A 12,659-nucleotide genomic window follows, 5' to 3' on the forward strand; every position below is an offset into this window, starting at 1 on the left:
TAACAACGATCCGCTAAAAATCTGTCATAATTTCCACTCCGCTAAGGGAAAGATTAAAAAATTTATAATCGGCCATTAAACCAAGTTAATTATTTTTCTACTCTTCTATTTATTGCATCTAGAGTAGCTTTTGCAATTGCTTCATTCATATCATTTTTCACTACCGAAGTACCTATTAGTATCTCTTCCTCACTTTTGTTAATCATATTTACAATCACAGTTACAAAAGAGATTTCTCTTGTAGTATTTATAATGATATCCTCTACGTCAAACATAGATACTTGTCCTGTTATTTTCTCTACAGTTGACACAGTAGCTTTAGCTATGACTTTACGTCTATTAACGCTTGTACTAATAGCACTCTCATTGGAGATATATTCTTCATCTCCTGAACTAAGCCTTATTTGACACTCAATATTATTATCATTGATTTGTACTGATATGCCTTCATATTTTATTCTTTTTATAGATTTTGTTTCTCCATTTTCTATTTGTGCTATACTTATTATCTTTCTATCAATTCTATAATCAAATATAGCAATAAGTGCTGATTCTATGTCCCTTACAATCTGCTTTGGTGATCTTATTGTATTTGCAATAATATGCACCTCTATTAATTCATCACCGTTAAATACAACCTTGGCGTGAGTTACTCCTTGAATTTTTGTTATAACATCTTGAAAGGATACAAAATCCATAATTAACACCTCAACTTTACATTTTCAGTTAAATTATACCTCAAAATTCTACTTTAAACAACATGGATATTGTAATTTTCTTCAATTTTTTATATAAATGTAGAATTTATATTCAAGTGTTTTTTAATAATACATTTCTAATTATATAGATTAACAATTCACTATTCTTAGTGAACCTTTAGCTCCTTCACCCACACTACTTGTTTGAGCAAATGACAAGTGAGTAACTTACCTAACCTAAATCTCTATTTATATATTTACCTAAGATTTACACACAACAAAAGTCCACTAATGAAATAATTATAGAAATAATTTCATTAGTGGACTTTTAAATAAATTACGTTCTAAAATAAATGTTATATTACACTTTCCCTTAAATATTATTTCTAAAATTTTATATCTCTCTCAGGTGATGCATAGTCCTTAGTCTCTGTTGGAAGACCTTTTTCATTAAGTTCATGTTCAACCACACCTTTTATAATAGAATAGATTACTGCAAAGGCCGGCACTCCAAGTATCATTCCAACAATACCAAAGAACCCATTTCCTATTAGAATAGCAAACATTACCCAAAATGCAGTTAACCCTGTAGAGTTTCCTAATATTCTAGGACCTAGAATATTACCGTCGAATTGCTGCAGTACAAATACAAATAGTATAAACCATAATGCCTTAACTGGACTTGCAATGAATATAATAATTACACTTGGTATAGCACCGATGAATGGTCCAAACACTGGTACAATATTGGTTATTCCTATTATAAAACTTACAAGTAATGGATATGGCATTTTAAATAGTTCCATACATATAAAGCATATAATACCTATAATAAATGAATCCAATAGTTTTCCACCTAAAAATCCAATAAAGGTTTTATGGCTTGATTTTGTAAGTTCTATCATATACTTAACTTGTTTCTCTGGAAGAGTTGCATATAAAAGTTTCTTTATTTGTGCAAAGAATTTTTCCCTTCCAGTTAATAGGTATATAGAAATAATCGTTGCTATAAATATATTAAGGATATACTGTGTAATATCTGCAGAGAATTGTAATAAATCCATTATAGCAGTTCCTGCAATACTTGTTATATAATTTGATATATTATTAAAATCTTGAACAACTTCATTAACCATGTTGGCATCTAAGTTTAATGCAGCAACTACATTATTAATGTACATTTCTGAGGTACTAATATAATTAGGAATATTTTCTATTAATGTATATATACTACGACTTAATTCAGGAATTAATATAGCAAATATAACTCCTATAATTATAGCTGCTAATATATATGTAATAGTAATTGCTAAAAATCTCTTTAGCTTATACTGTTTCTTTTTATCCATAAAGCTTAGAACTTTTTCTTCTAGTACTTTTATTGGAATAGCTAAAATATATGCTATAGCAAATCCATATATAAATGGTCTAAGTAGATTCATAACTGCTGTTATTCCACTAAAAATCCCACTCAAATTCTTAATTATGAAATATAGAATAATTCCTACAGAAACTACTATAATATTTGATGCTGTTCTTCTTCTTACTCCCGAATTTAACTTTAGTTTCATAATACGCTCCCTTTTCTACTTGAATTATTAACCAAGCGATATTATTATACTATTTTTTCTTTTCTTTTACTACTATTAATAAATATTTTCCATTTCCAATTATCTTATACTAGAAATAACCCATTTATCTTCATTCTTCACCACTGTTAAAGTGTTGTATGCCGAATCTTCCGCTCCATTGCTAGTAGCTAAATTAAATTTCACCTTATATAGCTTAAGCTTATCGCTAACATTAACTACATCACTCACCTCGTAGCTTGTTACCCATGGACTAGAAACCCCAGTTACCCAGGAAATGTTTTCATCCTCCATAAGCTTATCTTTAAACTCCCCTTTGAGCCTATTGTCCATTACCGCATACTGGAGTACTCCATTCCTATTCATTATCCCCTTTGCCCAAAGTTCCACAGCACACTGACCAGAGGAAGCTCCAAATTCATTTATAGCTTCTTCCGCTAAACTTATATGTTCAATCATTTTATTAATAACTATTTGATTATTATCTGCCATAGCCTGTATGTAGGGTTCCTTCTCTTGTTGTTCCATATAATTAAAGAAACATATCATAGCTACTGAAGAAAGAATTACGCTCCAAGTAACCACTTTTATCATAGTTTTTTTCACTTTTTCTTACCCCCTAACCAATATATAATCTTAAAATAAATAAAGCTTACAACTAGGTTACCCCAATTGTAAGCTATACATACTTATTATTATATTTTCATTGTAAATTCAACTTTAGTTGGGATTTTCATATCATAACTATTATTACCATTTCTTACTTTCCAGTACTTCCAAAACCTCCAACTCTTTCTTCATCAGAGTTGCAATTATCACTTACTAAGAATGGAATAAACATAACCTGTGCAATTCTATCTCCTTTTTTTATTTCATAAGGATCTTTACCTAGATTTAAAAGGTTCACTCCAAGATTTCCATCATTCTTAGGATTATTATAATAGTCACACTCAACCCAACCTTGAGCATTTCCCATTAATACTGGATGACTCCCCATAGAACTTCTTACATTTATAAGTAGAGCTTCCCCCTGCTGGAAGTATGCTTTAATATCTGTCCATATTAACGCCTTATCTCCGGGATTTATTACTATATCCATTGGTGAATATAAATCATATGCTATGGAATGTTTACTTCCTCTTGTTGGCATTTGAATTTCCATTCCAGGGTGTTTTCTTTTCTCATCTATAACTATTTCAAATCCTCTTGTTCTCATATTTTAATCTCCATTCATTTTCAATTTTCATTATATTTTAGTTACTATTTAATTTGACTTTAATATTATCTTAGGATAATACTATTTCAATAGCCTAAACCTTAAATTCCTTAACCTTATTTTCTTTTAAGCTTTCTTTTACATCTATAATTCTTTGAGACTTACTTCCCCTAAACTTTAAGGTTACATCTCTTTCACTTATTTCAAATTTACCATCCACAATTACATCAATATACTTTAAAGCTTCTGCTTTACCAAATTCAAATAATTCTTCCCAAGTATATCCTGTATATAACCATATATTCTTATTGGATTTTTCTTTTAACCTTTTAAGTAGTTCTAAAGTACCGTCATATTGAACCGTTAACCCGTCTCCACCACTTATAGTTATATCCGTATGAGAATTTTTTGTTAACTTATCTACAACATCTTCAATGTTATACTGGTTACCTTTTTCATTCCAATACTTCTCATTATGGCAACCTAAACATCTATGAGTACACTCTGCTATGTAGCAAACTTCTCTAAGCCCTACCCCTTCATTTAAAGAGCATGGATTATATCCTATTAATCTAATTGTACTTGTCAATTATGTTTCACATCCTTTAAAGGGAGTTTCACCTAGCTTTTTCAGTAAATCTTTCTTTATACTGATTTTACTAGGATCAACTCCCTTAGAATTAAATGTTTTTAAAAATTTAAAGTGTCACTTATAGTGCTGTGTTTAAATCTTTCTTTAACTTCAGCTTGTTTTGCCTTATTAAAGTTACGATAATCTGTAGTTAAATAGCCTGTTACTCTTCTAAGCTGCTCTATATCTTTACTTCCACACACTGGGCATTTATCATTAAATTCTGATTGATATCCACATTCAAGACATGTATCTATAGGAAAGTTAAATGCTAGGTACGGTATGTCCAAATCAAATGCATAATCAACAATTTGCTCTATAGCCTTAGGATTTTGAATTACTGCACTATCAAGTTCAACATAGGTTATACAACCTGATGTAGGATACTTTGTGAATGGTGCTTCTAGATTTAACTTAGTAAATATATCTATATTTTTCCACACAGGAACATGATGTGAATTTGTTATCCAATCTCTATCAGTAACATTTGGTATAATTCCAAATTCATCTCTCAATCCTTTTATTTCTCTATTACCAGTTATTATAGTTCCACAAGTAGATTCAATTGGAGCGGCATAACATCCAAAGTTTAAATCATATCTTTCTGAAGCTTCTTCCGCAAACTTAGATATTCTTTCAACTACAGATAGTGCAAATTTATGGACATCATCATTATCCGCATGGTCCATTCCAAATAAAGCTTGGCACATTTCTGCAATTCCAGCATATCCTATAGCTTGACTTCCATGCTTCATTACATCATAGATGCACGTTTCCGAATCATATTCTCCACCTAGCATGCTCTTGTTTTTGTACATAAATGGAGCCGATTTAGAGCTTTGAGCACATATATATTTAAACCTATCAACTAATGCTTCTGCACCCAACTCTAGTAATTCTTCAAGTTCTTTCCAGAATCCTTCAATATCTGCCTTACTTCTCTCTCCAAGACATATTCCATGCTTTATCCCAATCTTAACTAAGTTTATGGTAACTGGAGTTACATTTCCTCTACCTATCTTAGAGTAACCCATACCATGTCTATCAAATCCAACTAAAGTTCTACATCCCATAGTAGCCATAGCTGTGTCTGGATTATTTTCATCCTCTATATTTTTACTCCAATTGCAATTTACCCAATTGGGATATATTCGCTTTGACATAGATTCTATAGCTAATTGCTTTAAGTCGTAGTTTGGAGTTCCCTCAACATCATTTACTCCCTTTTTATATTGGAATATAGAAATTGGGAAAATACTTGTTTTATGATGCTTACCTATCCCATCTATACTCGCCATCATTAACCATCTAGTAATCATTCTACCAGCCACCGTAGTTCTTTTTCCTAAATTAATAGATGTAAATGGCACTTGTGATCCCGGTCTTGACTCTAAGGTATTTAAGTTATGATATAACCCTTGAGCAGACTGCATTCCTTCACGATCTAATTCTCTTAATGCAAAAGCTGTCAATTTAGGATACTTTTCCTTAAGTGCATCTTTGTTTTCTACACATATTTCAGCATCTAAATCTCTCCACTTAACTTCTTTATCTTCAAAATAGAACCATGCATCTGCAAAATGCTTTCTAAAGGATATGTCAACTTGCTCTTCTAAATCATAATCAATATGACAACTTCCTGTTCCCCCAAATTGCTCCTGACTTTGAATTTGGAATATTACAGCTACTAATTGAAATGCTGTGGATAATCCATTAGCTCCCCTAACATCTCCATTTCTAGTAATGAATCCATTGTTCAATAACTTCTTTATATCTGGAAAACTACAATTATGCATTCCAGTTGCATAGCTATCTAAGTCATGGACATATAATCTATTCTCTATATGTGCCTTTGCAATCTCAGGCTTTATCATTTTATCTAAAGTATATCTCTTTAAAATTACGTTAGCACTTTCAAACTTACGTCCACCAAAACTATGTTCATCTACATTAGCATTAGAATTCATAACATCAGAACATTGAAGTACCTTATCTAATTTTTTATATGTATCTCCATTTGTATCCCTTGCAATTCTTCTTTTTTCACGATAATCTCCATAAGCTCTTGCAACTTTTATATCCTTTTGATTTAAAGCATTAATAACAACGTCTTGAATTTCTTCAATAAATATTTGAACCTTGTTAAGACTTACTATATTCGTCTTTATCATTGATTCTAGAGACATATAATCTTCTTCAAATTTAACATCATCTCCATGAACCTCTTCATAGGCCTTTTTAATAGCTATATGTATCCTCTCCATATCAAAATCTTTTACTCTTGAATCTCTTTTAATAATGCTTAATTTCATATTTTTCCTACTTTCCTTAGACTTTTAATCTCTAGATCACTTTAAGTAAATGTAGCTATTATTCTTCCACATTCTTAAAGCCTCTGTAATTCTCAATTTACCCACTTATATTCAATAATTCATATGTAAATTTCTTTAATTTTTCCTTTGTATATCCTATAACTTTATTTGTAAACATAAATTCTTTTCTTTTAACCATTATATCTTTCGCAATGATTTTATGCAAAGACGGTAACCGCAGTTTACTCCCACATTACTTAAAATTTCAACATAATATTCTAAATTCCAATATCTTTTGCCTTATTCACTAAAAATCTTCTTGAATAAAAACTACTCAAATTCGGAAACTTAATAATGATATTTAATAAACTGGAGGTATTAAGAATGAACTTCAAAGATAGTGAAACCAAAATAAATTTAATGAGAAGTTTTGCAGGTGAAAGTCAAGCCAGAAACAGATATACCTTTGCAGCAAGTGCAGCTAAAAAAGAAGGCCTTTACGTAATACAAAATGTATTCTTGTACACTGCAAATCAGGAACTTGCTCATGCTAATCAATTTTATAAAAAACTAAAAGAAGAAGCAGGTAACAACATAGAAATCGGTAATGGAGCATACCCTATTGATTTATATGATTCTACTCTAAAACTTCTTAAAGTTGCTCATCATAATGAGTACGAGGAATATGATGATGTCTATAACAACTTTTCAAAAATTGCTAAAGAAGAAGGATTTAATGCAATTTCAACACTATTTACCAACATAGCATCTATTGAAAAAACTCATGGAGACAGATTCAATTGGTTTGCTCAGCAGTTAGAACAAGAAACATTATTTAGACATGATTCATCTACTCAATGGTTATGCACTAATTGTGGATTCATTTACGAAGGGAAGGAAGTTCCTAAAGCATGTCCAGTATGTGAACATCCACAAGGATACTTTATAGAATTTTGCCGTGCTGAATTTGGATCAAATTTTTCTTAACTAACTTATATTCTCTATTTTAAATGAATATTGAGTATGAGATAATAATAAATTATTTAACGTTAATTGATTTCTTGCAATTAATTAATATTGATAAATTTAAAGGAAAGTTTTTCAAAGAATATTTAACACCTTAAAGGTCATACTAACTTTGTACCAATTATAACTCAAAAAAATTTGAAGGAGTGAATTGCAATGGAAAAAAATCAAAGCATCAAATGTACAATTAGTAACTGTAAACACCATAGTTGCGGTGATGATTACTGCACCCTAAATCAAATCCAAGTAGGAACTCATGAATCTGATCCTAGAATGGTTCAATGTACAGATTGTGAATCATTTGTGCTTAAATAATTAAGTTAAACCAAAATTTAAAATAGCTTTTTATAATTTAAGTGCTCTATATAATAGATTTCATTCCTATTATATAGGGCACTTTCTCCATCCTTATTAAGAGCTTAATTCATATCTTATTATAGTGTAATATTTATATTTTAAAAATCTACAAATCGTAAACATCTTAATCTATTATGATTTTTACTACTTCCTCTAGATTACATATGGGTTTATATGAACCATACATGGAAAGATTCAATCTAATAAAAATAAGGAGTCAAACTTTCATTCAACTCCACTCTTGTTATCCCCCTAAGGTAACATCTTGTTGCTGGTACCAAAGTAACGCCTCTTCAAAATGCTGGGGCTTAAAATCTGGCCAAAAATCATCTATTACATAAAAATCAGCATAAACAGATTGAACTGGCAAAAATCCACTAAGTCTTCTTCTGCCACCCCATCTTATTATTAAATCAACTCTTGAGATTTCATTTGATTCTATTTCATTTATTAAATTACTTGTTCCTCCATGACTTTCCTTCAAGAAATCTAAATCTCTTTTCCAACTATAATTTATAAGAAAATTAACCTTTATTCCACCCTTACCACATATCTTTCTTTTAGTATATGGTAATAGTATTTCTGGAAACAAGTCAGTGTTAGTATTCCCAATAACAAGTATTTCGGCATCCTCCATGGCAATCAATTTAACAGCCTTTATACATGCATCTATAAATGCTTCCTTTTGTGGTACCGGCCTCTTTGCATTATCTGTAGTAAATCCATAAAAGGTCACCTCTTTAACACCCGCAGCCTTGCACTGTTTAAACAATATAAGCCCTGGATCTATCCCTGATATGTATCCACTTTGCTTTGATAAACCTTTTTCCTGTGCCCATCTTCTATTTCCATCAGGGATTACCCCTATGTGATTTGGAACTCTCACAAATACCCCTCCTATAAGAATAATAATGAAAATTGTATTTCTATTTAAATAACCACTTTCATTATAATACCCCTATAATGGATAAAATAAACATAGATACTTTTTATATTCTTCAATAAAAAAAAGTGCTGACTACAGCACCAATTCTTAACTTATATATTTACAACTTCAACATCCTTATAAGATAATGCAAGCCCTTGTATTTCATACTCACACTTCTTATATAGTGGATTTTCAATTATTCTTTCAAATTCTTCACTACTTACTTTATAGGTATACTCTCTATTTCTGCTATAACAATGTAAAACTCTGATTTCCGCGCCAATAAAGTCCTTATACCACTTTTTATCACTAGCATTGATGATTTTTATTGTCTTTGGACCTCTTTCTTTTTTCATATTAATTGCAGCTTCGTCCATAATCATCTTATATCTTCTCACATCACTAGGCACCGTCCCTAATACTTCTCCATTGTTATTACTAGAACTTAGGGCCTTTTGATCTGATTCAGACATTTCATGGCACTTAAACAAAATTTCATCAGTATCATTTACTAATTCATGTTTTGAATATCCACAAAGAGTTAGAAGTAATTTATAGTCATAACTCTGATTATTGCTAATAAGCTTTATTAGTTCATGGGTAAGCTTGCATAATACTGTCATATCTTCCTCTGAGTCTAAACTTAGCTTCCCTAATGTAAAGTAATAAGCTGTAGTTATAACCTCATAATAATCATTTTCATCATTTTTACGGTAAGATGCATTTGTTAATTTTGGAGAAAGTGCAAATATTGCCTTACCCGTACCCTCATATTTCATCATCTGTAATTTAAATACAATTTCACCTGTATTTAATTTAAGTTCAATATTTTTTCCACTGGCAAAATCAAATTTTAAATTTGTAAAATCTTTAAATCCTTCACAAAGTGAATTTAAACTTTCAATATAACTTGGGATAATGTTAGCAAAAAACTCATCATTTCCAACGTTCTTACCTTGTAAAATTTTAGGCATAAAATCCATCTCCTTTTACTACTATTTGATTTGGTCTATCATAAAAATAGGTCGCTGTTCTAATTGCCTTAGTTGTTATGCATTTGCTTCTTTGGTTTCTATATTCAAAGACGAATTTAAATACAAAACCCCAAAATGCTCCCAATGCTTTCTTATCATAATCAGTGATTTCAGATATTGTATTATTTATACTAACAAAAACCTCTACAGGTGGTATATTTAAAATATCATTAGCAAAGATTAATTTGTTAAGTAAATCTGGATTCTTAACAAGATTAATACACATATCCCATAACTGGCCTGAATTCTTAAACTTAGAAAAGGGCTTATACTTTATTGTAAATTCCTTATCTATCTTCTCTAAAATATCTTGTGTAGTAACTTCCACGTCATCACTCCTAGGATAAAAATATAACCCTTAATATATTACCCTTAATATTAAAGGGTTATACATTAAGGGTATCTCTATAAGTCACTTATGTCAACTTTTATATGGTTTATATCCAATATATACTTTATTTATAGTTAAAATACTATAAAACCTTAAATATATGGTTACTGTATAAACTCCATCTTCCAGTTAAAGTATCCAGTTTCTTCATTCCTCTCATAACGGAAATAAGCAGCAAAGGTATTTCCTTTCTTGCTCTTAAGTCCTCTAAAACCAACCTTACCATTCTTAAGAAGTAGTTCTACCATTTCTTTGGTTATCTTCTTACCATAGGATTCGATATACTTATCATTCTTCCAAATAGTAAACTTACATCCATTCTTCCAGTTAGAACAGCCAAACCCTTTCTCACCCTCGATAATATGATTGCCACATATAGGACAGTTTCCTACACTTATAGCTCCTGGTGGAAGCTCCACCTTTATCTTAGAAAGCATGGATTCATCCTTTTTAATAGCCTCTACAGATCTATTAGTAAAATCACAGATATGATTTATAAAGGTATCCTTCATAACTGTCCCTCTTTCAATATCTGATAGAGTCTTCTCTAGCTTTCCTGTATATTCAAGGTCAAAAAGTTCTCTCACCGGAAACATTTCCACCATGGTGATTCCTAACTCTGTACATATAAGATTTTTACCTTTAGTTGTGATATATCCAATATCTTTTAACTTTTTAATAGTTTCTGCTCTAGTAGCTGGAGTTCCTATACTAAAACCACTTAGGATAGATTTCATTAGTTCCTCTGAAGTCTCCTCGGAGCTTTCTCCTGAAGAACCATCTTCTCCCTCATCACTATTATCTTCCTTACCCATACTTTTACCACAGGTTTCCATAACTCTCAGTAGAGTCTTTTCTGTATGGTTCTTCGGTGGTTTCTTAGTAACAGTATTTACCTTGCTATCTACTACATCCACCATTTCCTTTTCCATAACTAAAGGCAAAATAGTATCCTTGGTTTCAATTTTTTCTACCATACGCCAGCCTTCAACTATTTGAACTTTACCCTTAGAAATAAATACGCCTTTGATATTTTCATCATATACCTTAGCAGTAATCTTAGTTTCCTCAAACTCTGCAATAGGCATAAACTGCATTATAAATCTATTCTTAACTGCATTATAAACAATATCCTCATCTGAACTAAGACCAGTTGGTTTTATGTAAGTTGGAACTATTGCACTATGACTCTCAACCTTTGAGTTATCAAATATTCTCTTAGTCTTTGCAAACTTTATATGTTGTTCATATGGTAACCCCTTCTTTAAACTCTCTAAAACCTTTCTTGTCTTCTCTTCTAAGCTTTCCTCAAGAACAATACTTGCAGTTCTTGGATAAGTAATAAACTTTTTCTCATAAAGGGATTGAGCCACCTTTAGCACTTTGTCCGAAGTCCACCCCTTAAATTTACTAGTTACATGACCTTGAAGATTAGATAGATTAAATAAATAAGGAGGATACTCCCTCTTTTTTTCTGTCTGCTTTTCAACTATCTCCGCTGACTTACCCTCTAATAATTTGGATATATTTGCTAAATAATTTTTATCTTCGAATTTCTCATCGAATTTTTCCTCACCACCGTCAGATTTATTTTCATAGTATAATCCTTCATACTCTTCATTGTTCTTAGTTTTAAAGGTAGCACCAAGCTTATGATAAGTAGTTGCAACGAAGTCTTTTATTTCCTTATCTCTATCATAAATAATCTTTAGTGTAGGAAGTAACACTCTTCCAACATTTAAAATCTTAACATCTTCAAACTTATATCTTAGAGTGGCTACTGAGGTCAAGTTTATTCCAATAACCCAATCAGCCCACTGCCTTCCAATACCTGCATCCTGAAGGGATTTCATCTCTTCATTAGGCTTTAGGCTAGCCATACCCTTCTTAACCTCATCAGGGGTCCACTCATTTAGTAGCAATCTATAAACGGGCTTTTTCTCATTAAAATATATGAAGAGCTCATCTGCAATAACCTGACCTTCTCGATCAAAGTCTGTCGCTGATATAACTCCATCCACATTCTCTCTATTAATAAGAGACTTAATAATATTAATCTGCTTCTCTGCACCCTTATCTGTTATATTTCTATTAAGAGAATCAGATTTCACCTTATATCTAAACTCTTCAGGTATAAATGGAAACTTTGAAAATTCCCACCCCTTCATGGATTCATCATAGTCCCTAGCATCATATAGCTGTAATAAGTGACCAAAAGCCCATGTAACTAAATAGTCTTCCCCTTCAAAATATCCATCTTTTCTAGTTTTTATATTTAAAGCCTCTGCAATATTCTTTGCCACGGAAGGTTTCTCCGCAATAATAACCTTAGCCACTGTACTCACACCTTACCTGTTTTCTTTAATTTATAGTTATGCTTAATCTATGTGTTTATTAAGGCATAATATTATCCTCATTCAACTGCTTAGTAACATTGATTTATATGTTAGATTAATAATATACCATAATATTATCTG

Annotated in this window: 12 protein-coding genes; 2 read left to right on the forward strand and 10 right to left on the reverse strand. The window is 31.1% G+C overall.

The annotated features are described in order from the left end of the window. Positions 1–89: 89 nt before the first annotated feature. From RSD37_RS03790 to nrdD, 6 genes are all read right to left on the reverse strand, one after another. Positions 90–698, reverse strand: coding sequence for a hypothetical protein (locus tag RSD37_RS03790; protein WP_346945371.1), 609 nt, complete (start codon positions 696–698; stop codon positions 90–92). 386 nt (positions 699–1,084) lie between these two features. Then, positions 1,085–2,269, reverse strand: coding sequence for an AI-2E family transporter (locus tag RSD37_RS03795; protein ID WP_346945372.1), 1,185 nt, complete (start codon positions 2,267–2,269; stop codon positions 1,085–1,087). A gap of 99 nt (positions 2,270–2,368) precedes the next feature. After that, positions 2,369–2,893 carry a hypothetical protein gene (locus RSD37_RS03800; protein WP_346945373.1) on the reverse strand — a complete coding sequence of 175 codons (525 nt, stop codon included), beginning with the start codon at positions 2,891–2,893 and terminating at the stop codon, positions 2,369–2,371. Positions 2,894–3,047: 154 nt separating this feature from the next. Continuing rightward, on the reverse strand, positions 3,048–3,503 hold the full coding sequence (locus tag RSD37_RS03805; RefSeq protein WP_346945374.1) for a dUTP diphosphatase: 456 nt from the start codon (positions 3,501–3,503) through the stop codon (positions 3,048–3,050). 94 nt (positions 3,504–3,597) lie between these two features. Next, positions 3,598–4,092 carry an anaerobic ribonucleoside-triphosphate reductase activating protein gene (gene nrdG, locus RSD37_RS03810; protein WP_346945375.1) on the reverse strand — a complete coding sequence of 165 codons (495 nt, stop codon included), beginning with the start codon at positions 4,090–4,092 and terminating at the stop codon, positions 3,598–3,600. Positions 4,093–4,193: 101 nt separating this feature from the next. Next, a complete protein-coding gene (nrdD, locus tag RSD37_RS03815) occupies positions 4,194–6,446 on the reverse strand; it encodes an anaerobic ribonucleoside-triphosphate reductase (protein ID WP_346945376.1) in 2,253 nt (750 codons plus the stop codon). A gap of 384 nt (positions 6,447–6,830) precedes the next feature. Here nrdD and rbr point away from each other — a divergent pair, with 384 nt between their 5' ends. Further along, positions 6,831–7,433 carry a rubrerythrin gene (rbr, locus tag RSD37_RS03820; RefSeq protein WP_346945377.1) on the forward strand — a complete coding sequence of 201 codons (603 nt, stop codon included), beginning with the start codon at positions 6,831–6,833 and terminating at the stop codon, positions 7,431–7,433. 195 nt (positions 7,434–7,628) lie between these two features. After that, a complete protein-coding gene (locus RSD37_RS03825) occupies positions 7,629–7,787 on the forward strand; it encodes a DUF1540 domain-containing protein (RefSeq protein ID WP_346945378.1) in 159 nt (52 codons plus the stop codon). Positions 7,788–8,073: 286 nt separating this feature from the next. On the opposite strand, the gene RSD37_RS03830 is transcribed toward RSD37_RS03825, so the two are convergent. From RSD37_RS03830 to RSD37_RS03845, 4 genes are all read right to left on the reverse strand, one after another. Beyond that, positions 8,074–8,715 (reverse strand): undecaprenyl diphosphate synthase family protein, encoded by a 642-nt coding sequence (locus RSD37_RS03830; protein ID WP_346945379.1) that lies wholly within the window; start codon positions 8,713–8,715, stop codon positions 8,074–8,076. A 152-nt stretch (positions 8,716–8,867) separates the two neighbouring features. Further along, a complete protein-coding gene (locus RSD37_RS03835) occupies positions 8,868–9,731 on the reverse strand; it encodes a hypothetical protein (RefSeq protein ID WP_346945380.1) in 864 nt (287 codons plus the stop codon). Further along, entirely contained in the window at positions 9,724–10,119 is a 396-nt protein-coding gene (locus RSD37_RS03840) for a hypothetical protein (protein ID WP_346945381.1), read from the reverse strand. Before RSD37_RS03840 ends, RSD37_RS03835 begins: the two co-directional genes overlap by 8 nt. A gap of 167 nt (positions 10,120–10,286) precedes the next feature. Next, positions 10,287–12,518, reverse strand: a complete 2,232-nt coding sequence (locus RSD37_RS03845) for a DNA topoisomerase (protein WP_346945382.1) — start codon at positions 12,516–12,518, stop codon at positions 10,287–10,289. Positions 12,519–12,659 lie beyond the last annotated feature (141 nt).

Source organism: Clostridium sp. (assembly GCF_036646415.1).
Taxonomy (GTDB): Bacteria; Bacillota; Clostridia; order Clostridiales; family Clostridiaceae; genus Clostridium_J.

Excerpts from the sequence above, each read along its gene's own strand:
- RSD37_RS03790 (WP_346945371.1), bottom strand. The coding sequence starts at position 698 with ATGGATTTTGTATCCTTTCAAGATGTTATAACAAAAATTCAAGGAGTA.
- nrdD (WP_346945376.1), bottom strand. The coding sequence starts at position 6,446 with ATGAAATTAAGCATTATTAAAAGAGATTCAAGAGTAAAAGATTTTGAT.
- RSD37_RS03835 (WP_346945380.1), bottom strand. The coding sequence starts at position 9,731 with ATGCCTAAAATTTTACAAGGTAAGAACGTTGGAAATGATGAGTTTTTT.
- RSD37_RS03825 (WP_346945378.1), top strand. The coding sequence starts at position 7,629 with ATGGAAAAAAATCAAAGCATCAAATGTACAATTAGTAACTGTAAACAC.
- rbr (WP_346945377.1), top strand. The coding sequence starts at position 6,831 with ATGAACTTCAAAGATAGTGAAACCAAAATAAATTTAATGAGAAGTTTT.
- RSD37_RS03805 (WP_346945374.1), bottom strand. The coding sequence starts at position 3,503 with ATGAGAACAAGAGGATTTGAAATAGTTATAGATGAGAAAAGAAAACAC.
- RSD37_RS03795 (WP_346945372.1), bottom strand. The coding sequence starts at position 2,269 with ATGAAACTAAAGTTAAATTCGGGAGTAAGAAGAAGAACAGCATCAAAT.